At 63.6% G+C, this 23,506-nt stretch carries 11 protein-coding genes; 4 read left to right on the forward strand and 7 right to left on the reverse strand.

Features of this window, described 5'->3' with window-relative positions:
- Positions 1-551 precede the first annotated feature (551 nt).
- Together DNK59_RS23255 and cysC are read left to right on the forward strand one after the other, a co-directional pair.
- A complete protein-coding gene (locus tag DNK59_RS23255) occupies positions 552-1,625 on the forward strand; it encodes a sulfotransferase family 2 domain-containing protein (protein WP_110724791.1) in 1,074 nt (357 codons plus the stop codon).
- A gap of 270 nt (positions 1,626-1,895) precedes the next feature.
- Complete coding sequence (gene cysC, locus DNK59_RS23260) at positions 1,896-2,537, forward strand: adenylyl-sulfate kinase (protein ID WP_110724792.1); 642 nt, start codon at positions 1,896-1,898, stop codon at positions 2,535-2,537.
- Positions 2,538-2,790: 253 nt separating this feature from the next.
- Here the strand turns inward: cysC and DNK59_RS23265 are convergent, their stop codons facing one another.
- The 4 genes from DNK59_RS23265 to DNK59_RS23280 all read right to left on the reverse strand — a co-directional run bounded on the left by DNK59_RS23265 (position 2,791) and on the right by DNK59_RS23280 (position 18,652).
- A complete protein-coding gene (locus DNK59_RS23265; RefSeq protein ID WP_110724793.1) occupies positions 2,791-3,840 on the reverse strand; it encodes a hypothetical protein in 1,050 nt (349 codons plus the stop codon).
- Positions 3,841-3,959: 119 nt separating this feature from the next.
- Entirely contained in the window at positions 3,960-4,997 is a 1,038-nt protein-coding gene (locus tag DNK59_RS23270; RefSeq protein ID WP_110724794.1) for a hypothetical protein, read from the reverse strand.
- Positions 4,998-5,087: 90 nt separating this feature from the next.
- The gene (locus DNK59_RS23275) at positions 5,088-5,426 is read right to left on the reverse strand and encodes a hypothetical protein (protein WP_110724795.1); all 339 of its coding nucleotides are present in this window, start codon (positions 5,424-5,426) and stop codon (positions 5,088-5,090) included.
- Between the two features lie 209 nt (positions 5,427-5,635).
- The gene (locus tag DNK59_RS23280; protein WP_110724796.1) at positions 5,636-18,652 is read right to left on the reverse strand and encodes a non-ribosomal peptide synthetase; all 13,017 of its coding nucleotides are present in this window, start codon (positions 18,650-18,652) and stop codon (positions 5,636-5,638) included.
- A gap of 373 nt (positions 18,653-19,025) precedes the next feature.
- On the opposite strand from DNK59_RS23280, the gene DNK59_RS23285 reads away from it, so the two are divergent.
- Positions 19,026-19,574, forward strand: coding sequence for an RNA polymerase factor sigma-70 (locus tag DNK59_RS23285; protein ID WP_110724797.1), 549 nt, complete (start codon positions 19,026-19,028; stop codon positions 19,572-19,574).
- A gap of 14 nt (positions 19,575-19,588) precedes the next feature.
- On the opposite strand, the gene DNK59_RS23290 is transcribed toward DNK59_RS23285, so the two are convergent.
- The 3 genes from DNK59_RS23290 to DNK59_RS23300 form a co-directional block, all read right to left on the reverse strand.
- Positions 19,589-19,936, reverse strand: a complete 348-nt coding sequence (locus DNK59_RS23290) for a pyoverdine biosynthesis protein (protein WP_110724798.1) — start codon at positions 19,934-19,936, stop codon at positions 19,589-19,591.
- Between the two features lie 84 nt (positions 19,937-20,020).
- The gene (locus tag DNK59_RS23295; protein ID WP_110724799.1) at positions 20,021-20,815 is read right to left on the reverse strand and encodes an ABC transporter substrate-binding protein; all 795 of its coding nucleotides are present in this window, start codon (positions 20,813-20,815) and stop codon (positions 20,021-20,023) included.
- A gap of 84 nt (positions 20,816-20,899) precedes the next feature.
- Positions 20,900-21,535: a TetR/AcrR family transcriptional regulator gene (locus tag DNK59_RS23300; RefSeq protein WP_092312297.1), complete on the reverse strand. Its 636-nt coding sequence runs from the start codon at positions 21,533-21,535 to the stop codon at positions 20,900-20,902.
- Positions 21,536-21,713: 178 nt separating this feature from the next.
- Between DNK59_RS23300 and DNK59_RS23305 the strand changes: the two genes are divergently transcribed.
- A complete protein-coding gene (locus tag DNK59_RS23305; protein ID WP_110724800.1) occupies positions 21,714-23,504 on the forward strand; it encodes an acyclic terpene utilization AtuA family protein in 1,791 nt (596 codons plus the stop codon).
- The last annotated feature ends 2 nt before the right edge of the window (positions 23,505-23,506 follow it).

A 23,506-nucleotide genomic window follows, 5' to 3' on the forward strand; every position in this document is an offset into this window, starting at 1 on the left:
CCCCTAGCCCGCCCACCCGACGCATTCAAGCGGCCGGCAGTCTCGGATCTGCCTTACAATCGAAAACGATTAAATGTCATTAGAAGGGCCTTCAGCCTGATCGGCATCGACTCCGTAGCCGCTGTCGAGCCTTGGTGAGATCTTGCTCGGAGATCACCCTACGCACCTCGGGAGTCTTTCAGATCTCGCGACCGCTGCGCGTTTGTAGCCTGCGCCAGCAGCTAAAAAGTGCGTAGTACTAGCTTAACGTTGGTTAGGTTTTTTACCTTGATCTTGCGGCCTCCACATGGCCGAACACAGAGGGTTTGATAGAGAACAATCCGTCATTAGCATCGAACAGTTAACACGACTTTGCGCTGGTGTATGAGCAGCATTTGGAAGGGATTCATCCGTATGACTACCCCGCCAAATTAGCATGCCTAGAATAGCAACCTGAGAGTCTGCTATCCTCGCAAATTTGATTGCAGTAAATAAATTTTAGACACAAGGAGCAGTGCTACTAATCTGATATCAACTCCACGTGTGGCATTTCCTTACCTAGCAGGTCATTTATGGCATTGATGTTTTTTCATATCCCCAGAACTGGAGGATCATCGGTTTGGCACAGCTTGGCAGTTGTAGCTGCAAGGCAAAATAAAATCATTGCTGACCTCTATCATCAGTCTAAGGAGATGGTGGGACATCCATTTGCTCCGAATGAAGCGATCCAGTATTTCCACGACTTCCTTGAGAAAACCAATCTTTGCTTCGATGATGACGTCATTTATCACCACCACACCTATCACAACGTTCCTTACTTGCTTGAGTCTGATCAGATACAGCGTGTGACGATTATTCGTGATCCTGTGAGCCGCGTGATCTCAGAGGCCTTTCACATGCGTCGTTTTTTACGCGATGAGCATGCGAAAATTGTGGCTGGACACTCTCCAGGCGGAGAGTATGAATTTCACCGCGAGAAATTCGGAGAGTCCCTGTTCAATGAATTTATTGCAATTGATTCCGACCCAGACGCGTTGGTCTTGAATTTTGCCCGACTACATCAGAACTATTACCTTTCTTACTTTTCTCACTTCCTCCACCCACAACTTGAGCCAAAAGTATTCGATGAGCACACAGCTTTGGATTTAGCCAGACAGGTATGCCAAGCATTTATCTGGGTAGGCAAGTTCCCCATCTTGGATGAATTCATCAATGTGTGCGGTCTGCTTACTGATCTGGATGTATCCATCGAGCAAGATATGCAGCACATCACCAATAGTAGCGATGCGCCATCGCTGAAACCGGAAACACTTGCCCAAGTCAAAGCCATCAACTTGCTTGACTATGTATTCACTGATGCAGTGTTGGCAGCGTACGATCGTCGCCTGATTAGCAGACTGATTGACCTCAAAGAAAGACGAACCTCTAACAGCAAGAACACCTTAGATTACTCCAATGCAAAACCAGCCGAGCAAGCCGCTTTAGAGCAAGAAATCAACCAAGAAAGACTTAGGGAATCTGCAGCATCTGCCGAGTTGGCAGAGAATCTGGCGCAATGCAGAAGTACGCTTGAAGAAATGCGAAACTCAATTTCTTGGCAAGTAACCAAGCCACTACGCATGATTATTTCTCGGAGCAAGCGTTAGCCTAAAAAATATGTACTCGCCAATAAAAAATGCATCTACTCATTGAAAAACATATCGACCAGATTGAAACCACAGACATAGGTCCGAGACAAGATATGCATAAGACAAGAGTCAACGACAGTCTAATGGTGACATAAAATCTATAAATCGTTTCGTTACCCTACACCTTCGTGCTGCCTCCGACGCGAAGGTAACCCCCATTGCCACGACCAAGCCCCACAATACGCCCCACAAAAAAATCCTGGAAGCAGGACTACGAGGCTTAGACACATGACTCAAAAAAATCAAGATATGCTTGTCTGGCATAGCAGTCAGGTTAACGCTGAGGATCGCGAACAACTACTTGGCCACACACCCTTGACACTCTGGATGACGGGTTTGAGCGCGTCGGGAAAATCAACCCTGGCCTATGCTCTTGAACGCTGGCTCATCGATAATGAGCATCTGTGTTATGTCTTGGACGGCGATAACGTTCGGCATGGACTGAACAGCAATCTAGGATTCAGTAGTGAAGACCGAGCCGAAAATATCCGCCGTGTAGCCGAAGTAGCGAAACTGATGAATGAGGCAGGAATCATCGTGATAGCCGCATTCATTTCTCCCTATAAAAAAGATCGAGAGCGGGCTCTGAAAGTGATCGGTTCAGAACACTTCCGAGAGGTTTATGTAAGCACTAGTTTGGCGACGTGCGAAAAACGGGATCCAAAAGGGATGTACCGCATGGCACGAACTGGGCAGCTATTGAACTTTACTGGAGTTGATTCACCGTACGAGCCCCCCCTTCATCCTGACCTGCAAATAGATACAGATTTATATTCGTTCGAACAATCAATGGAACTGCTCCAAGGATTCATGAGGCACACAATGAGGTTCCAGAAACAACATGTTAAGAAAGCTAAAAGCGACCTTTGAGGAAGATTCGCACACATAGCTGCGCTTTCACATTCAATCAACGGATTATTCTGACTAAAAAAACGATTGTCCGTCGTTCCAACGCATTTTATATCTTCACCGAGGCCGCCCCCCGATACAGCGCCAACACCTGCATGATCTTGTTGGCGATCCCAAATAACCCTGTGATTCTCCTCCGAGCGCTGCGCGTTCGGAGGAGCCTGCGGAATCAGCTACAAAACCGCGGGCGGCGTGAGGTAGTTGAGGAGCCGCCTCAGCGGTACTCTTCCGGCGCCTCGCGTTCGAGGACTTCCTCCAGGTCGCTAAGGCCTCCGCGCTCCTTGAGAATGCCGCTGACCTGGTCGATCCACACCTGCTCCGAGGCAACCCCCACCCACGACTGGCTGCCGAAGCCGTGATACGGCCGGTCGTCGAAGGTGCTGATCAGCAACTGGTTGAAACGCCCGGTTTCCAGCTTGTTGCGCTGGACCTGCACTTGCAGTGCCCCCAGCACTTTCTGCTGCTCTTGCGGGTTGGGGCGATAGCGGTACAGCCGTGGCGAGCTGAGCACCAGGAATTCCGGTGGCAGGTTTTCATCAATGGCTGCCTGCAGGCGGTAATGGCCATCGAGGATCAGGTGGCAGTTCAAGCCGCTGACGTACCACAGCAGGATCGGCGGCAAGCTGCCTTCGCGGGCTTTCTTGCGCCACCACTTCAAGCGCCCGGAATGCGGGTCCACGGCATGCAGGCCGACCACCGCGCCACCGTACTCCCCCAGCTCGACCCAGCGCGCCGTACCGGCCTGTTGGTTGTCGAGGATATTGCGGCCATGGATCGCCCACTGCGGCATATGGCTCTGGCCATCTTCACCGCCCTTGAAATACCAGGCTTCGGTGCCGCTGAGCATGGGTCGCATGGGTTTCTGGGACGCCGGACGCAGGGCCCGCACCAACCAGTAGCCGGGGTAGAAGAAGTCCGGCTGGTGCTGTATCAGTTGCTGGACGAAGAAGCGGCTCCAGGCCTTGAGGCGCAGGGCCGGGTCGAGGCGCGCCTGTTGTTCCACCTGAGGCGAATCGATGGGGCCCACCAGGGTCTGCGGCAGTTGCTCCAGCAGGTCATTGCGCACCAGCCACACACCATAGAGGCAGCGGGACATGGTGCCCCAGAGCAGGGTCTGGTCCCCCAACACCAACTGCATGCGCTTGTTGTTGCCGCTGAGCAGGCACAGGTTGGGCTTGCCGCTGGCCGGACCTTTGACATCCACGCCGAGGCCGTTCCAGTGGCCGGCCAAATCCTCGATATCACGCCAGAAAATCTGTTCCACGATTGTCCCTAACCCTTGATCAATGACCGGCCCGGCGGCGGGCGGGCGCGACTATAGCAGATGGCTTGCCGGCGCTTTCGCCTGTAGGAGCTGGCTTGCCAGCGAAGGCGGCCAGCGCTTTACCCACGTCGGGCAATGACTGCCTCCACCTCATCCGCCAGCCCCTGCCCACTCAGGCACTGACGCACTTCGTCGCACCACTGCGCCTCCGACTCATGACTGGCCCAGGCCTGGGTAGCGCTGTGGTAATGCGGCCGGTCATCGAAGGCCTGAATCAGTACCCGATTGAGGTTCTCGGTGCTCAGGGCCGGGTTGCGCGACACCGAGTCGCCACGCTTGCGCAGTGAGTCCATGACCCGTTGCTGGTGCTCCAGGCTTGGCGCAAAGTCGCGCACCCGGGTGGCGCTGAGGACGATGAACGAGGGCGCAAGATTTTCCGCCAGGGCCGCCTGCAAGCGGTAATGGCCATCGATCACCACATGGGACGCCAGCCCGCCGACGTACCACAGCAGGATCGGCGGCAGGCTGCCTTCGCGGGCCTTTTTGCGCCACCACTTCAAGCGCCCGGCCTCGGAGTCGACACGGTGCAGGCCGATCAGCTTGCCGCCGCCGTGCCACCAGTCGATCCATTCCAGGGTCTGGGGTTGCAGGTTGTCGAGAAAATCCTCGCCGTACAGTCGCCAGTTGGGCAGGTGGGTCAGGGCGTCGTCCCGCGAGTTGAAGCGCCAATTATCCAGGCCCCGCGCGGTGCTGGTCGGCTCCGGCAGCAGGCCCTGGGCCAGCCAGTAACCGGGGGTGAGAAAGTGCCGGGCGCTTTCACTCAGGCGGCTGACGAAATAGCGGCTCCAGGCCTTGATCCGCTGCTCGGGCGCCAGCGCCGCGTGCTGCTCGACCGAGGGTGAATCGATGGGCGCCAGCAATCGGCATTCGGCGCCATCGGCCAGCGGGTTGCGCACCAGCCAAACGCCGCCGTAATCCCGGGCCAGGGTGGCCCAGAACAACGGTGTGTCGTGGTGCATCAACCTGATCCGGGCGTTGGCGCCGGTGCGCAGGTACAGCGGCGGTTTGTCCGTGGCGCCCGGTTCGACCTCGACGCCGAGGCCACTCCAGTTGCCCAAGGTGTCTTCGATGTCGTGCCAGTAAAGCTGTTCTGCCATGGTTCCGGTCCTTGAACTGTTTGAAACGACAAAGCCCGACAGGGCTGCTGTCGGGCTTTGCGCGGCGGACTATTTCAAACTGAAGGTTACTTAGCCATTGGCCCCATTCATGGTTGCAGCAATGGCAGCAGCCCATGCGTCACGGCCAAATAGTACAAATCGAGACTCTATACCCAGCTTTGTAAAAACAGATAAGGAGTTGGGGAAAACGGGGATAAGACCTAAAAATTTAGTCCACGCCGGTTTCAATGACTGGATGTTTGAGATTTCAATCTCGTCAGGAGCGCTTTGGAAGTTAATTTTATGCGCGACAAATAGCAGACGCTGGTTCGTCAGAAAAAGCCTTCCGCCCACCGTCTCAATATTTCTTTGAAGGTTTGCCGCCCCTTCTTTGATGATTTTTTCGCCGCCTCGCAACTCTGCTTTCATTCGGTGCATCCTTGTTATTCTTGCTTCTGCTCAGTCCAATCGATAAGGGCAAACAAAAACCCTTGGCTTAATATTGCCTTTCTATTTCCCCCCTGAATAGGCTTCCTGTAGAGATCGCTCGGTTATGCAGCGGCCGTAAAGTCTGAATGCGCGACCTTCCTGAAGGAGTGAGGCGCAGCCTTCGGGGTGGCTGCGCCCGCCGCATAAGCTTACAAGCCCTCCAGCTCGGCCATCAGGTCGCTCAACCGGTCCACCTTTTCCTCGCTGATTGCATTGGCACCCAGGCCTTCGATGTACGCGGCCAGTTCCTGCACCGTGCTGCACTCGAACATGGCCCGCAGCGGTACGTTGCGCTGCAGGGTTTTCTGCACCCGTGAGGCGATCTGGGTGGCCAGCAGGGAATGCCCGCCCAACTCGAAGAAGTTGTCGCGCACGCCCACCCGTTCGACCTTGAGCACCTCGGCCCAGATGTCCGCCAGGGTCTGCTCCAGTTCGCTGCCCGGGGCTTGATAGTCCTGGCTCTGCAACTGGCCGATCTCCAGGGCCGGCAGGGCCTTGCGGTCGAGCTTGCCGTTGGCGTTGAGCGGCAGGCGCGCAAGCCATAGCCAGTGCAGCGGCACCATGTATTCGGGCAGTTCGGCGCGCAGCCGCGGTTTGATCCGCTCCAGGCATTCGCTCGGGCTCAGGCTTGAGTCACTGGCCACCAGGTAGCCCACCAGATGCTTGCCGTTGACCCCGTCCTGCACGCCCACGGCGGCATCGCGGATTTCCGGCTGTTCGTGCAGGCGCGCTTCAATCTCGCCCAACTCGATGCGGTAGCCACGGATCTTCACCTGATGGTCAATGCGGCCGACGTATTCCAGCACGCCATCGCTGCGTCGGCGGGCCAGGTCGCCAGTGCGGTACAGGCGCTCGCCCGCCGCACCGAACGGATGGGGCACGAAGGCCAGCGCGGTACGCAATGGGTCGCTGACGTAGCCACGGCCGACACCGGTGCCGGCTACGCACAGCTCGCCGACGGCGCCCAGGGGCACCAGCTCCAGGGCTTCGTCCATCAGGTACAGGCGGTTGTTGTCGGTGGGCGTGCCAATCGGCAGGTAGGCGCCCCGGGTCGAAGCCAGGTCCACCCGGAAGAAGGCCACATCGTCGGAACACTCCGCCGGGCCGTAGGCGTTCACCAGACCGATCTGTGGATAACGCAGCAGCCATTGGTGCGCCAGTTCCGGTGGCATGGCCTCGCCGGTGGGCAACATCCAGCGCAGGCTCTCCAGGGCGATGGCGTCCTGGGCGAGCATGCCCTGGATCAGCGACGGCACGCTCTCCAGCACCGTGATGCCCTGCTCCTCGACGTGGGCCAAGAGGCCCTGGGGGTCGTGGGCGATGGCATTGGGCACGATGTCGACCCGGGCACCGAACAGCGGCGCGGCGAGGAACTGCCAGACCGAAATATCGAAACTCTGGGACGCGGTCTGGGCGATCACGTCAGCCTCGCTCAAGTGCAGGTACGGCACCTTGCTCAGTTGGTTGTTGAGCATGCCGCGCTGCTCCACCATCACGCCCTTGGGCAGGCCGGTGGAACCGGAGGTGTAGATCACGTAGGCCAGGTTGTACGGCGCGCTGTAGCGGCCCGGATTGCTTTCGGCATGCCCGGCGCCTTGCAGTTCTTCCCAGACCAGCAACCGTGGCCGCCCGGCGCAGGCGAATTCGTCCAGTAGGGCCAGGGCCTGTTCGTGGCAGGCCGCAGTGCACACCAGGATCGGCGTGCGGCTGAGCTCGATGATGCGCCCCAAGCGCTGGCTCGGCAGGCCCGGGTCCAGGGGCAGGTAGCCGGCCCCGGCCTTGAAGCTGCCGATGATCATGCCCAAGAGTTCCAGGCCGCGCTCGGCCAGCAAGGCCACGGGTTGGTCGAAGCCCACGCCGTTGGCGATCAAGGCATGACCCAGGCGGTTGCTGTCGCGATTCAACTCGGCGTAGCTGTAGCGCTGGTCCAGGCAACTGGCGGCCACGCGCTGCGGATGAGCCACCACCTGGGCCTCGAACAGTTCCACGTAGCTGCGCTCCAGTGGATACGGGTGCGCGCTCTGATTGCAGCCGGCGAGCAGGAAGTCCTGCTCCTCTGCACCCAGCAGCGGCAGGTCGGCCATGTCGCCCTGCAAGCCCTGCATCAGCGCCAGCAGCAGGCGCTTGAACTCGCCGAGCATGCGCTCGATGGTCGCCTGTTCGAAGTAGCGCTGGTCGTAGGACAGGTGCAGGCCCAGGTCATCCCCCGGGTAGCACACGGCGGTGATCGGGAAGTTGGTGTGAGTCCGGCCGGAATCGGAACTGGCGTTCAGGCTCTGGGCGCGGTCGAGCACCGAGACTTCCACCGGGGCGTTTTCGAACACGAACAGGCTGTCGAACAGCGGCTGGCCCTTGGGCAGCTCACTGCATTCCTGAATCGCCACCAGCGGCAGGTATTCGTATTCACGCAGCTGCATGTTGCGGTCGAGCAGGTCGCCAAGCCACTGGCGTACGCTGCAACGCTGGCCCTCTTCGGGCAGCTTGACCCGCAGCGCGATGCTGTTGATGAACAAACCAACGGTACGTTGCATCTCCGGCATGTCCACCGGGCGCCCGGCCACGGTAACGCCGAACAATACGTCGCGATCGCCGCTCATGCGCCGCAGCACCAGGGCCCAGGCCGCCTGGGCGAAGGTGTTGACGGTCAGTTGATGCTGTTGCGCCAGCTCGCGCAGTTGCGCGCCGTCCCGGGCATCGAGGCGGGTGTAGCAGTCACCGACAATCATGCCGCCGCTGTCACCGGCGTGTTCGCGCAGGAATGGCCGGTCACTGGGGATCGGCGTGGTGCGTTCGAAGCCTTCGAGGTTGTGCCGCCACCACTGCCGCGCCTCGGACAGGCTCTGGTGTTGCAGCCAGCCGATGTAGTCGCGGTAGCGCGGCGGTACTGCAAGCTGCGCCTCACGGCCTTCGCCGAGGGCGGTGTAGATCTCGAAGAAATCATTCATCAGCAGCGAGCGGCACCAGGCATCGATGAGGATGTGGTGGTTGCTCATCATGAACCAGTAGCGCGCGGCGCCGACGCGGATCAGCCGCAGGTGGAACGGCGCCTGGTTGAGCAGATCGAAACCGGCCTCGCGCTCGGCCTTGAGCAGCGCCTGGAGCTTGGGCTCCTGCTCGGCCTCGGGCACCGCGCTCCAGTCGAGGAACTCGATCGGGGTGCGGCCCGGCTTGTGGATAACTTGCAGCATGTCTTCGCCGACGTTCCAGCAGAACGACGCGCGCAGCGCTTCATGCCGGGCCACCACCGCCTGCCAGGCCTGGGCGAAACGCTGCGGGTCCAGCTCGCTGTTGATGCGGTAGCGGTCCTGCATGTAGTACAGGCCGGTGCCCGGCTCCAGCAGGGTGTGCAGCAGCATGCCTTCCTGCATCGGGGTCAGCGGGTAGACGTCTTCGATCTGCACGGCCGGCACCGGCAGGCCATCGAGCTGGGCCTGGGTCAGGCGCGCCAGGGGGAAGTCCGACGGCGTCAGGCCACCGGCATCGTCGCCCAGGCAATGGGCAATCAGACTCTGCAGCTCACTCAGGTAGGCGTCCGCCAGTTCGCCGATCAGCTCGGCGTCGAAACGTTCAGCGCTGTAGGTCCAGCGCAGCACCAGCTCGCCGCCGTAGACCTGGCTGTCGATGCTCAGTTCGTTGGGCAACGGCGCCTCTGGGGCGTGGGCCGGGCCGACGGATTCGTCCAGCGGACGCAGCAGCGCGTCAGCACCAAAACTCTGATCGAACTGGCCCAGGTAGTTGAAGGTCACCGGCGCCAGCGGCAGCGCCGCCAAGGCTTCACGGCAGGCGTCATCGGCCAGGTAGCGCAGCACGCCGTAGCCCAGGCCCTTGTGCGGCACGGCCCGCAGTTGTTCCTTGATGGCCTTGATCGAGGCGCCCTGCCCGGCCGCTTCTTCCACCTGCAACGGGGTCAGGCGCAGCGGATAGGCGCTGGTGAACCAGCCGACGCTGCGGGTCAGGTCGATCTCGTCGAACAGCGCTTCACGGCCGTGACCTTCCAGTTGCACCAGGGCCGAAGGCTGCCCGCTCCAGCGGCACAGCACCCGGGCCAGGGCGGTCAGCAGCAGGTCGTTGACCTGGGTGCGGTAGGCCGCCGGGGCCTGTTGCAACAGCTGACGGGTGCGCTCGGCATCCAGGGTCACGCTGTGGCTGCGGGCCTGCTGATGCTGCTGGCGGCCAGTGGCATTCAGGCCCGGCAATTGCGCGGCCGGGCCGGCCAGTTGCTGCTGCCACCAGCCGAGTTCTTCACGCAGGGATTCGCTGCCGGCATAGGCTTGCAGGCGGCTCGACCAGTCCCGCAGGGCGCTGGTCTTGGCCGGCAGGCTCAGGCTCTGCCCGGCTTGCAGTTGGCGATAAGCGTTCTGCAGATCCTCCAGCAGCACGCGCCAGGACACGCCGTCCACCACCAGGTGGTGGATGGCCAGCAGCAGGCGTTGCTCGCCTTGCGGCCCGTCCACCAGTACCGCCCGCAGCAGCGGCCCGTGTTCCAGGTCGAGGCTGCGCTGGGCATCGGCGAACAGCGCCTCGCAGGTGGCCATGGACGGCACCCGCACTTGCCACAGCAGCGGCGCGTCGGACAGCGGCAGGTACTCGGCGCGCCATTGCCCATCCAGCGCTTTGAAACGCAGGCGCAGGGCGTCGTGCTGCTCCAGCACCGCCAGCAGCGCTTGCTCAAGCAGTTGCGCATCGAGCACGCCCAGCGGCTCCAGCAGCAGCGCCTGGTTCCAGTGCTGCGGCTGAGGAATGGCCGCGTCGAAGAACCAATGCTGGATCGGTGTCAGCGGCGCTTCGCCACTGAGCTGACCCTGCTCGGCGCTGACCTGTTGAGTGTGGCTGGCCACCTGGGCCAGGGTCTGCACGGTCTGGTGCTGGAACAGGTCCCGCGGGGTGAAGTGCAGCCCCAGTTGGCGGGCGCGGCTGACCACCTGGATCGACAGGATCGAGTCGCCCCCCAGTTCGAAGAAATTGTCGTTGAGGCCCACCTGCTGCAGGTTCAGCACTTCGCCCCAGACCTGGGCCAGGGTCTGTTCCAGCGCGTTGCTCGGCGCCACGTACTGCTGGCGATTGAGCTCCGGGTCCGGCATTGGCAGGGCCCGGCGGTCGAGCTTGCCGTTGGCGGTCAGCGGCATGCTGGCCAGCAGGATCAGGTGGGTCGGCACCATGTAGTCCGGCAGCTGGGTTTTCAGCTGCTGCTTGAGGGCTTCGCGCAGGTTGGCCTGCTGCACTTCGCTGTGCTCGGCCACCTCGCTCACCAGATAAGCGGCAAGCTGCTTGCCCGCCGGGGTGTCCAGGGCCAGCACCACCGCTTCGCGCACGGCCGGATGATCCAGCAGGCGGGTTTCGATCTCCCCCAGCTCGATGCGGAAACCGCGGATCTTCACTTGGTGGTCGACCCGGCCGATGTACTCCAGCTGGCCGTCGGCGCACTGGCGCACCAAGTCGCCGGTGCGATACAGGCGCCCACCATCCGTGGCGAACGGGTCGGCGACAAAACGCTCGGCGCTCATCCCCGGACGACGGTGATAACCCTGGGCCAGCCCGGCCCCTCCGACATACAGCTCACCGGTGGCGCCGGGCGGCACCAGCGCCAGATCGGCATCGAGAATGTAGGCCACCCGCGCCCCGACGATACTGCCGATCGGCACGCTGGCCACGCCTTCGGCCAACTGCTGCGGCGCCAGGCTGGCCAGGGGCATGACCACGGTTTCGGTGGGGCCGTAGGCGTTGAAGAACAGGCTCGGCTGGAAGGCCGCGCGGATGCGTTGCAGGTGCTCGCCGGTCAGGGCCTCGCCACCGGTGATGCACATGCGCACCGGCAGGGTCTGCTGCTGGCTGGCCAGATGCTGGGCCAGCTGGCTGCCGTAGCTCGGGGTGAAGCCGAGGATGCTGATGCGGTGCTGACGGATCAGTTGGCAGATCTCTTCGGCGTCCCACTGGCCCTGGGCTCGCAGCACCACTTGGGCGCCGCTGAGCAGCGGCACCAGCAAGCGCTCGGTGGCGGCGTCGAAGTTGATGGAATAAAAATGCAGCTCGCAGTCGTCGGGGCGCATGCCGAAACGGCGGATCACCGCCTGGCAATGCATGGCGATTTCCCCGTGGGACACCACCACGCCCTTGGGCTGGCCGGTGGAGCCGGAGGTGTAGATCAGGTACGCCTGATGCTGCGGCAGGCTGATCAACGGCAGCTCGCTGGCCGGGTAGTCGGCCAGGCGCGGACCGTCCTCCTCCAGGCACCACCGGCCGACACCCGTCGGCAACTGGCCGAGGGCGGCGAACATCCGCGCATCGCTGAGCAGCAGGCCGAGGCCGCTGTCTTCGATCATGTAGTGCAGGCGGTCCAGGGGGTATTCCGGGTCCAGGGGCACGTAGGCGCCACCGGCCTTGAGGATCGCCAGCAGGCCGACGACCATCTCCAGGGAACGCTCCAGGGCCAGGCCGACCCGCACTTGCGGGCCCACGCCACGCTCGCGAAGCATCCAGGCCAGGCGATTAGCGCGGCTGTCCAGTTCGCTGTAGCTCAGGGTCTGCCCGGCGAAGGTCAGGGCCGGGGCATCGCCGCGGGCCAGGGCCTGCTCGCTGAACAGCTGGTGGATGCACTGATCCAGGCGTTGCTCGCCGGGCTCGACGCTCAGGCTGTCCAGCAGTTGTTGCTGCTCCTCGGCGTGCAGCAGCGGCAGTTCGCAAAGGCGCCGTTGCGGATCGTCGATCAGGGCCTGCAGCAGGTTGCGCCAATGACCGGCCATGCGCGCAATGCGCGGCTCATCGAACAGGTCGGTGCTGTAGGTCAGGCAGCAACCCAGGCGCTGATCCAGGTCGGTGACTTCCAGGTTGAGGTCGAACTTGGTGGCCCGGGCATCGTTGACCAGATACTCCACGGTCATGCCCGCCAGTTGCCGGCTTTGCTGGAACTCCCAGCGCTGGACGTTGCACATCACCTGGAACAGCGGGTTGTAGGCGGCACTGCGCGGCGGTTGCAAGGCTTCCACCAAATGGTCGAACGGCAGGTCCTGGTGCGACTGGCCCTCGATCACCGTGTGGCGCACCTGCTCCAGCAACTGGCCGACGCTCATCTGCCCGTCGAGTTGGCAACGCAGCACCTGGGTATTGAGGAAGGCGCCGATCAGCCCTTCGCTTTCCGGGCGGATGCGGTTGGCCACCGGCGCGCCGATGCGCAGGTCGGTCTGGCCGCTGTAGCGGTAGAGCAGCAGCGCCAGGGCGGCGGTCATGGTCATGAACAGGGTCAGGCCGTGTTCGGCATTGAAGGCGCGCACCCGGGCCGCCAACTCGTCGCTCAAGTCAAAGCGGTACAGCTCGCCCTGGTGGCTTTGCACCGCCGGCCGTGGCCGGTCGCTGGGCAGTTCCAGCAGCGGGTGTTCGCGGCCCAGTTGCCCGGTCCAGTAATCCAGCTGGCGCTGGCGCTCGCCGGACTCCAGCCACTGGCGCTGCCAGACGCTGTAGTCCAGGTATTGCACGGGCAAGGGTTCCAGGGGCGACTCGCGGTCGTCGAGGAAGGCTTCGTACAGCGCGCCCAATTCGCGGGCGAAGATGTCCATGGCCCAGCCTTCGGTGACGATATGGTGCAGGGTCAGGACGAAGTAGTGTTCCTGCTCGCCGGCCTTGACCAGGCAGGCGCGCAGCAAGGGTCCGGTTTCCAGGTCGAAGGGCTGGTGCGCCTCGCTGTCCGCCAGCTGTTGCAGGCGTTGTTGCCGGGCATCCGCGGCCAGGGCCGAGAAATCCTTCCAGGCCATGCGCAGGCCGCTGTCGGCGTGCACTTGCTGATGGGCCACGCCGTTGACGCTGGGGAAGGTGGTGCGCAGGGTTTCATGGCGCTGGATCAGCGCTTGCAACGCCGCCTCGAAGCGCCCCACGTCCAGCACCCCAGACAGCCGCGCCATGCCGCCCACGTTGTAGGCCGGGCTGTCGGGTTCCATCTGCCAGAGGAACCACATGCGCTGCTGGGAATAGGACAGCGGCACCGGCTGGCTGCGGTCAACCCGGGCCATCGGCGGCTGCTGGTTGCGCGCGCCGGACTGCTGGATCAGCAGCACCTGCTCGGCAAAGTCTCCCAGCTCGCTGGCTTCGAACAGCGCCCGCAGCGGCAGCTCGACATCGCAGGCCTGACGGGTGCGAGAGATGATCTGGGTGGCCAGCAGCGAATGCCCGCCCAGGGCGAAGAAGTCGTCCTTGAGGCCGATGCGGGGCTGGCCCAGCACGTCGCGCCAGATGGCGGCGAGCTGCCGTTCCAGATCGGTGCCCGGTTCGACGTGCTCGCGCACCTGCCATTGCGGCTCCGGCAGGGCCCGGCGGTCGAGCTTGCCGCTGGGGCTCAGGGGCATGGCTTCCAGGCGCAGCAGTTGCGCCGGCACCATGTACTCCGGCAGTTCGGCGGCCAGGGCAGCCTTCAGCCGGGCGCTGAATTGGGTTTCGTCTTCATCGCCGGCATGGGCGGTGTAGTAGCCGATCAACTGCGGGCCGGCGACGGTGTCGCGCACCAGCACCGCGGCCTGGGCCACGCCATCCTGGGCCAGCAGCCGCGCTTCGATTTCCTGTGGCTCGACCCGAACCCCCCGCAGCTTGACCTGCTGGTCGAGGCGGCCGAGGTATTCCAGCGCGCCGTCGGCGCACCAGCGTACGCGGTCGCCGGTGCGGTACAGGCGTGCGCCCTCCTCGCCCAGCGGGTCGACTACAAAGCGCTCGGCGGTCAGCGCCGGGCGTCCCAGGTAACCCCGGGCCAGCCCCTGGCCGCTGATGCACAGCTCACCCGGAACCCCGGCGGGCAGCGGGTTGAGCTCGGCATCCAGTACCCGGCACAGCACATTGCCCAGCGGACGACCGATGGGCGAACGCGGGCCATCATCGACCGAGCACGGCCAATGGGTGACGTTGATCGCGGTTTCGGTCGGGCCGTAGCGGTTGTGCAGTTGCGCGTTCGGCAAGAGCTCCAGCAGGCGGTCGCGCAGCTCGGCGGGCAAGGCTTCGCCACCGGAGAACACCCGGCGCAGGCTGTGGCATTCAGCGCTCAGCGGTTCATCGACAAACAGCTGCAACAGCGGCGGCACGAAGTGCAGCGTGGTCACGCCATATTCCTGTACCAACTGGGCGATGCGATGGGGATCGCGGTGTTCGCCGGGGGCGGCGAGCAGCAGGCGGCAGCCGCTGATCAGCGGCCAGAAGCATTCCCACACCGAGACGTCGAAGCTGATGGGGGCCTTCTGCATCAGCACATCGTCGGGCTGCAATTGATAGCTGTCCTGCATCCATTGCAGGCGCTCCATCAAGGCGCGATGGGTGTTGCCGACGCCCTTGGGCTGACCGGTGGAACCGGAGGTGTAGATCACGTAGGCCAGGTGCTCGCCGTCCAGGTGCAGGCCCGGGGCGTGGCTCGGCCAGTTGTCGAGCTTGAGGCTGTCCATGGCGATGGCACTGACGCCGGGAGCCTCGGGCATCTGGTCGAGCAGGTGGGCCTGGGTCAGCAGCAGTTGCACGCCACTGTCGGTGAGCATGTAGGCCAGGCGCTCGGCGGGGTAATCCGGGTCCAGGGGCACATAGGCGCCACCGGCCTTGATGATCGCCAACAGGCCGATCAGCAGCTGCGGCGAACGCTCGGCGGCGATGGCCACGCACACGTCCGGGCCCACGCCCTTGTCCCGCAGGTAGTGGGCCAGGCGGTTGGCCTGGGCATGGAGTTCGGCAAAGCTCAGCTGCCCGCCGTCCCACACCAGCGCGGTGCGCTCCGGGGTCTGCTGCAGTTGTTCATGCAAACGTTCCGGCAACCAACGCTCGGCCGGCGCACAGGGCGCCATGCTCCATTGCTGCAGTTGCGCCGCTTCGGTCTTGCCTAGCAACGGCAAATCGCCCAGGGCGCTGTCCGGTTGCTGGCAGGCATGCTCCAGCAGGCTGATGAAATGCCCGGCCAGGCGCTCGATGGTCGCCGCGTCGAACAGTTCGTCGGCGTAGTCGAAGGCCAGGCTCAGGCGGCCGTTGCGCTCTTCCTCGCTGTGCAGTTGCAGGTCGAACTTGGCCTCGCGGCTGTGCCACGGCAGCTCTTCGGCCAGCAGCCCCGGCAGGCGGCGCAAGGCGCCAAGATCACGCTGCTGATGGTTGAACATGACCTGGAACAGGCCCTGTTCACGGGCTTCGGGGAAGGCTTCGAGCAGTTGTTCGAAGGGCAGGTCCTGGTGAGCCTGGGCCTCAAGCACGGTGCTGCGGACCTGTTGCAGCAGCTCGGCGAAGGTCTGGCGCGCATCCAGTTGGCCGCGCAAAACCTGGGTATTGATGAAGAAGCCCAGCAGGCCCTGGGTTTCCAGGCGCGGGCGGTTGGCATTGGGCACGCCGATGCGGATCTCGGTCTGCCCGCTGTAGCGATGCAGCAGGGTCTGGAAAGTGGCCAGCAACAGCATGAACGGCGTGACCTGCCAGGCCTGGGCGGTCTGGCGCACGGCCTCGCTGAGGGTCACACCGAGGCGTTGGCTGTGGCGCGCAGCGCTGTGGCGGAGCTGGGCCGAGCGCGGGTGATCGGTAGCCAGGCTGAGCACCGGGGCCTCATCGGCCAGTTGCTGCTTCCAGTAGTCCAGCTGGCGCTGGCCTTCACCCTGGGCCAGCCACTGGCGCTGCCAACTGCCGTAGTCGGCGTATTGCAGGGTCAGGGGCGGCAGTTCCAGGTGCTGGCCTTGAACCGCAGCGGCATAGAGCCGGGAGAACTCGTCGAGCAGCACATTCAGCGACCAACCGTCGGCGATGATGTGGTGCAGGGTCAGCAGCAACTGGTGCTCTTCATCGTCCAGGCGCACCAGGGTCGCCCAGTACAGCGGGCCCTTTTCCAGGTCGAACTGGGTGCGGGCTTGGTCTTCGCGAATCTGCCGCGCCCGGGCTTCGCGCTCGACCGGCGGCAGGTCGCTGAGGTCGATTACCTGCAGGTTGAACTCACCGGCCGCGTCCACCTGTTGCAGGGCCTGGCCGTCGCGCTCGAAAAACCGCGTGCGCAGCGCTTCGTGGCGCTGCAGCAGGTGCTGGAAGCTGGCGCGCAGGGCCTCTTGGTTCAGCTCGCCGCGCAGGCGCAGGCCGCCGGGAATGTTGTAGGCGCTGCTGTGCGGGTCCAGTTGCCAGGTGATCCACAGGCGGTTCTGTGCCAGGGATTGGGGCAGCGGCTGCTGGCGCGACAGGGCCTGGATGCTGCCCTGGGCCACGCCACCGTCCTGTTGCAGGCGCGCCACCGCGGCCGTGAAGGCGCCCAGGGTCGGCGCTTCGAACAGCAGCCGCAGGCTCAGCTCCAGGCCCAGTTCCTCGCGCAGACGGGCCGTGACCTGGGTGGCGGCGATCGAGTTGCCCCCCAGCAGGAAGAAGTGATCGTCGGCGGCCACGGCGGCGCATTGCAGGTGCTCCTGCCAGATCCGCCCGATCAGGCTTTGCAGCGCGTCGTCGGACGCTTCCTGAACGCTGGCGGGGGCGGCGTCGGCCTGGGAGAACAGCGCGTAGTGATCCAGGCTGCCATCGGCCAGCCGGGTGCGGCAGGCGGAACGCTGCAACTTGCCGCTGGAAGTCTTCGGCAAGGCCCCGGGGTTGAGCAGCACCACCACGCTGGGCGCTTCCTGGCAGGCTTCGGCCACCGCCTGGCGGATGGCCTTGATCAGCGCTTCGGGGGGCAGGATCTTCTGCACGCTGCGGCTGATTTCCGCGGCGATGCCGATGCCTTCCTGGCCCTGGTCGCTGACCGCGAACGCTGCCACCCGGCCCTTGCGCACCACTTCCACTTCGCGCTCGATGGTTTTTTCGATGTCCTGGGGATACAGGTTGTGCCCACGCACGATCAGCAGGTCCTTCAGGCGTCCGGTGATGAACAGCTCACCGTCGCGCAGGAAGCCCAGGTCGCCGGTGCGCAGCCAGGTGCGGCCGGCATGCTGGACGAAGGTCTTGGCCGTGGCCTCGGGATTGCGCCAATAGCCATGGGCGATGCTTGGCCCGGCGGCCCAGACTTCGCCGATGCGGTTGTCTGGCAGTTCGCTGAGCTGTTGCGGGTCCATCACCAGCACTGCGTGCGCAGGCTGGCTGAAACCGCAACTCATCATGGCACTGCCCGGCCCCGGCTCGGCGCGGTTCTGCGCCAGGGCCTGGTCGTCCAGGTGCAAGGCCGGGATGCCCTGGCCGCGTACACCGCCGGCGACGAACAGGGTGGCCTCGGCCAGACCGTAGGAAGCCAGGAAGTTGTCGCGCGCAAAACCGCTGGCGCTGAATTTTTCGGCAAAGCCTTCCAGGGTGTCGAGGCGGATCGGCTCCGAACCGGAATAGGCCACGCGCCAGCGGCTGAGGTCGAGACGCTCCAGGGCCGACTCGCTGACCCGCTCGCTGCACAGGCGGTAGGCGAAATCCGGGCCGCCGCTGATGGTGCCGCCGTACTCGCTGATCGCTTCCAGCCAGCGCACGGGCCGCGCCAGGAAGTAGGCCGGCGACATCAGCACGCAGGGCACGCCGCTGAAGATCGGTTGCAGCAGACCGCCGATCAGGCCCATGTCGTGGTACAGCGGCAGCCAGCTGACGATCACATCGTCCGGGTTGAGATCAATGCCGAAGCCGCGGCGGATCAGCAGTTCGTTGGCCACCAGGTTGCCGTGGCTGACCTGCACCCCCTTGGGCAACGCGGTGGAGCCGGAGGTGTATTGCAGGAAGGCGATGTCGTCGTCCTTGAGCTCAACGGCCTGCCAGTCTTCGGCCAGCCCGGGCGCCAGGGTGTCCACGCACAGCAGTGGCGGCGCGCCCGCGGCCTTGAGTTCGTCCAGTTGCAACAGTGAGTCCCGCAGCCCGGCACTGGTCAGCAGCAACCGTGGCTCGGCATCGGCCAGGATCGACAGCAGCCGCTCCTGGTGATGACGCCGGGTCGACTCCGGCGGATAGGCCGGCACCGCGATCACCCCGGCGTACAGGCAACCGAAGAACGCCGCGACGTAGTCCGGGCCGCTGGGGAACAGCAGCACCGCGCGGTCGCCGAACTGGGCGTTGGCTTGCAGGGCTGCGGCAATGGTTCGCGCGCGAAGGTCCAGGTCCCGGTAACTGAGGACCACGTTCTGCTCCTGCTCTTGGGCGAGAAACCGCAACGCCACTTGATCAGGGGCCAGGACTGCCCGGCGTTGAAGGGCTTGGGCCAGGGTGCTGGGGAGTTCGAACGCGTCCGTCATGGGGTTTCCTGCCAGGAGTGTGCTTGCGATGGAGAGCGGCCCCTGCCCTGCCATGCCCCTGGCCACCCACCGACAATCAACGGCTTGGCCACAGGTCACAGGCATCCGCAAGGCGCCACGCCCGGGCTTGCTGCCCGGAATCTTTCTCCCATGGGAACGGATGACCTCGGCAAATAATTAGTCCCCACCGGCCCTGGCAAGACCCGCTCCGGCCCCTGAATGAGCCGCTGTTCTCAATCTGCACCGCTAGAGAGCATTAGTTCTTTTTCTCAATTGACAATCATTATCATTCATCCTAATTTGTCGCTCGATGTGTAGGACAGGTCAGACTTTTCTGACGTCCCACTTACCTCTTTGCAACAAGGTGATTTCCATGACGGAACCAGTATCCACAAGCAGGTGCGATTCACCGTTACTCCAGGCTTTTGTCGACAACCGCCTGATCCTGGTCAAGATCGCAGCACGGATTACCGGCTGCCGGTCCCGGGCTGAAGACGTGGTCCAGGACGCCTTTTTCCGCTTGCAGTCGGCCCCGCAAATCACCTCCTCGTTCAAGGCCCAGCTCAGCTACCTGTTCCAGATCGTGCGCAATCTGGCCATCGACCATTACCGCAAGCAGGCGCTGGAGCAGAAGTATTCGGGCACCGAAGAGGAAGGCTTGAATGTGGTGATTCATGGCGCTTCGCCCGAAACCTCGCACATGAACTTTTCCACCCTGGAACACATTGCCGATGCCCTGACCGAATTGCCCAGCCGCACCCGCTATGCCTTCGAGATGTATCGCTTGCACGGAGTCCCGCAAAAGGACATCGCCAAGGAGCTGGGCGTCTCGCCGACCCTGGTCAATTTCATGATTCGCGATGCCCTGGTGCATTGCCGCAAAGTCTCGGGCAACCGCCCCGACAGCTTCGCCCGGCGCTGAGCGCCGAGCACCGCTCACCCCTCCAGCAGGCCACTGCACCCCAGCACCAGCAACGCGGCACGTTTGTGCAAAAGATCGAAGTCCTGCCGGCAGTACCGACAAAGGTTTGGCCCGGCACAGGCATCGGCGTGGGCGGGTGGCGGTGGCGGCGCACCCGGCGGGTCCAGGTACAGCGCGTGCACCTGGGCCGACAGCCAGAACGCCAACTGATCCTGCCGCTCGGCCTGGGGCCCCGGGGCCAAGGACTCCTGGCCCTGGCTGCGCCATGCCGGGAACAACCGAGGCCGGGCGCCAACCTCATCGATGCCCGATAGCACGGCCGCCGACAGGATTTCGACACTCAGCGGACTTACAAGGGACATGGCAGGCCTCACCGTCAAAGGGCATTCAAGCAAGTGACGTGGGCCGGCGGGAAAAATTTAGGCGCCCCTCGGGGCGCCAGGGGCTCAGGCGTGGGGCACGGGCATCACGACGATGCGGTAGGGGTCGAAGATCTTGCGCATCTGGCCGTTGTCCCGCAGTTTTTGCAGCAGCCCGGCAAAGTCCTCGGCGCTGATCGGCGCCTGGGGGCGGATCAGGCTGTAGTGGTGGTAAACCTGGTCGATGCGCTGGGACACCAGCAACTGACCGTCGTCCTGGGCATTGCGGGCCAGGAAATCGCTGAGGTAGGAACGGGTCACCAGGGCTATGTCCGCCCTGCCCCGCAGGACCATCAGCAGGTTGCTGTCGTGGGAATAGGTAAGCGTGGCGTTGTAGGTGTCGGCCAGGTACTTGGGGTCGGCATTGAACTGGGCAAAGGCGTAGTGATAGCCACTGAACAGTGCCAGGCGCTTGCCCTTGAGGTCGGCGAAATACTCCTGGCCACGATTGGGCTGGCGCTGGGCGACGAAGATCTCCGCATCCTCCAGGCCCATGTCGACGCTGGTGTGGTCAATGTCCTTCCAGCCCCAGGCCGGGTTCTCGAAGATCGCCAAGTCGACCCGGCCTTGTTCGAAATCGCGGAAACGCCGGGGAATCGAGGTCGGCACCAGGACGAACTGGTACTTGCTCTGGGACTGGTTCAGGGCCTCCACCAGTTGCGGCAACAGGCCGGTGTCGGCACCGGTTTCAGGACGCACGGTATAGGGCGGAAAATGCGCCGCCGCGACCCGCACCAGTTGCGCCGAGGAGACCGGACAGACCCAAAGGGTTGCCAGCGCCAGCAAGAGCATTCGCAAGGCTGATCGCAGCGGCAAGGACATCAAGGCAACCCACCTCGGACAAAAGAAAAATAATGCTCTAAAGCTAGGCGCTTTAAGGCTCTTCGACAACGTTGCACGGCAGAATCAGTCGGCCTGCGAATGATCCTTGAGCACCAGCAGCAGGGCCTCCTCGGCCAACTGCTCCAGGGTCATGCTGCCCTGGGCCCGAAACCAGGTGGTGGTCCAGGACAAGGCGCCGGTGAGAAAGCGCCGGGTGATGAACACATCGCCCTTGATAAACCCGGCGGCCTTGGCCTCCCCCAGCACCTGGAGCCAGATCTGTTCATAGATGTCGCGCAGGGCCAGCACCTCGGCCTGACCTTGCGCAGACAGCGAACGCCATTCGTACACCAGCACCGCCATGGCTTCGCCGCTGCCGCCCATGATCGATTGCAGTTCGCAGCGGATCAGCGCCAGCACCCGCTCGCGCACGCTGCCGGCCTCGGCCAGCTCGGCGCGCATCAGGGCGGTGTTGTAGTGGATGGTTTCCTGCATCACCGCCCGCAGGATGTCGTCCTTGCTCTTGAAGTGGTGAAAGATGCTGCCGGACTGGATGCCCACCGCGCTGGCCAGATCGCGCACCGTGGTGCGTTCGTAGCCCTTGTTGCGAAACAGATGGGCGGCGGTCTGCAACAGTTTGCCCCGGGCACTGTCGGGATCGGTCACTTGCCCGCTGGCAATCAGCTCGCGTACCACCTGCAAGGCTTTTTGCTCGTCCACCGGTGTTCTCCTAGCGTCACTTCATCAAGAGCCCAGCCTGAAAGCGGCTGTAGCGCGCGCAATTTAAGCTCCCCGGGATCACCAAGCAAGCGCTTGGGCAGAAGATTCCATCGGCCCATTTACAAACCAAGCGCTTGCTTGGTAGCCTCCTCGCAGTTGTTTTTCCGAGAGCCCTGCCATGACCAAGACTGTACGAATCGGCTGCGCCAGCGCGTTCTGGGGCGACACCAGCAGCGCCGCCGCGCAACTGGTGCACGGCGCACGCCTGGACTACCTGGTGTTCGACTATCTGGCCGAGATCACCCTGTCGATCATGGCCGGGGCACGCCTGAAGGACCCGAACGCCGGTTACGCCACGGATTTTGTCGAGGTGCTCACTCCCTTGCTGGGCTCGATCCATGCGCAGAAGATCCGCGTCATCAGCAATGCCGGCGGGGTCAATCCCCAAGCCTGCGCCAATGCCTTGCGCGCCGCCTGCGAGCAGGCCGGGGTGCCGCTGAAGATCGCCGTGCTGCTGGGGGACGACCTGCAACCGCAGTTCAAGCAACTGGCCGGCGCCGGCATCCAGGAAATGTTCAGCGGCGCGCCCCTGCCGCCGATGTGCGTCTCCATCAATGCCTACCTTGGCGCCCCGGGCATCGTCGAAGCCCTGGGCCTGGGGGCGGATATCGTGATCACCGGGCGCGGCGTCGACAGCGCGGTGGTCAGCGCCGCCCTGGTCCACGAGTTCAACTGGTCGTGGCAGGACTACGACCGCCTGGCCCAGGCCGCCCTGGCCGGGCACATCATCGAGTGCGGCGCCCAGTGCACCGGCGGCAACTTCACCGATTGGCGCGACGTACCGGACTACGAGCACATCGGCTTTCCCATCGTCGAGGTCGAAGCCGACGGCCGGTTCGTGGTCAGCAAGGCGCCGGGCAGCGGCGGGCTGATCAGCCCGCTGTCGGTTGGCGAACAATTGCTGTACGAAATCGGCAATCCACAGGCTTACCTGCTTCCGGACGTGGTGTGCGACTTCTCCGAGGTGCAACTGCATCAGCAAGCGCCGAATGCCGTGACGGTGCAGGGCGCCAAGGGCCTGCCCCCCAGTCATCAGTACAAGGTCAGCGCCACCTACCCGGACGGCTTCCGCTGCACCGCCAGTTGCCTGATGGCCGGGATCGATGCAGTGGCCAAGGCGCGCCGGGTCAGCCAGGCGATCATCGACAAGACCCGCGAGATGTTTGCCCAGCGTGGCTGGCCGGACTACAGCGAAGTCAATATCGAGCTGCTGGGCAGCGAAGCCACCTACGGTCCCCACGGCCGCCGCCAGGACAGCCGCGAAGTGGTGATCAAGCTGGCGGTACGTCACCCGCACAAGGCGGCGCTGGTGCTGTTCTCCCGGGAAATCGCCCAGGCCGCCACCGGCATGGCCCCGGGCCTGACCGGAATTGTCGGCGGGCGGCCCACGGTGTATCCGGTCATCCGTCTGTTCTCGTTCCTGCTGGACAAGGACGCCTGCCAGCTGCACATCGACTTTGCCGGCCAGCAGCATCCCTGTGCCCTGCCCCGGACCGAGCCTCTGGACCCTGGCGCCCTGCCCGCCGCGCATTCACTGCCCAAGCCCCAAGGCCGTCCCGATGCCAGCGTGCCCCTGGTCAAGCTGGCGGTGGCGCGCTCGGGCGACAAGGGCAACCACAGCAACATCGGCGTGCTGGCGCGCCACCCCGACTACCTGCCATGGATCGCCGAAGCCCTGACTCCCGAAGTGCTGGCGGACTGGATGGGCCACGTGCTCGACCCAGTCCACGGCCGCGTACAGCGCTGGTACCTGCCGGGCACCCACAGCCTCAATTTCCTCCTGGAAAACGCCCTGGGCGGCGGCGGTGTCGCCAGCCTGCGCATCGACCCACAAGGCAAGGCCTTCGCCCAGCAGTTGCTGGAGATCCAGATCCCGGTGCCGCAGCGCATCGCCGACGCCGTCAATTAAAG

Origin of the sequence: Pseudomonas sp. TKO26, from assembly GCF_003225665.1 — a bacterium.
GTDB lineage: Bacteria > Pseudomonadota > Gammaproteobacteria > Pseudomonadales > Pseudomonadaceae > Aquipseudomonas > Aquipseudomonas saponiphila.

Bases quoted from the DNA above. Each gene is read 5' to 3' on its own strand.
- DNK59_RS23255 (WP_110724791.1), top strand. From the start codon at position 552: ATGGCATTGATGTTTTTTCATATCCCCAGAACTGGAGGATCATCGGTT.
- cysC (WP_110724792.1), top strand. From the start codon at position 1,896: ATGACTCAAAAAAATCAAGATATGCTTGTCTGGCATAGCAGTCAGGTT.
- DNK59_RS23270 (WP_110724794.1), bottom strand. From the start codon at position 4,997: ATGGCAGAACAGCTTTACTGGCACGACATCGAAGACACCTTGGGCAAC.
- DNK59_RS23275 (WP_110724795.1), bottom strand. From the start codon at position 5,426: ATGAAAGCAGAGTTGCGAGGCGGCGAAAAAATCATCAAAGAAGGGGCG.
- DNK59_RS23280 (WP_110724796.1), bottom strand. From the start codon at position 18,652: ATGACGGACGCGTTCGAACTCCCCAGCACCCTGGCCCAAGCCCTTCAA.
- DNK59_RS23285 (WP_110724797.1), top strand. From the start codon at position 19,026: ATGACGGAACCAGTATCCACAAGCAGGTGCGATTCACCGTTACTCCAG.
- DNK59_RS23290 (WP_110724798.1), bottom strand. From the start codon at position 19,936: ATGTCCCTTGTAAGTCCGCTGAGTGTCGAAATCCTGTCGGCGGCCGTG.
- DNK59_RS23295 (WP_110724799.1), bottom strand. From the start codon at position 20,815: ATGTCCTTGCCGCTGCGATCAGCCTTGCGAATGCTCTTGCTGGCGCTG.
- DNK59_RS23305 (WP_110724800.1), top strand. From the start codon at position 21,714: ATGACCAAGACTGTACGAATCGGCTGCGCCAGCGCGTTCTGGGGCGAC.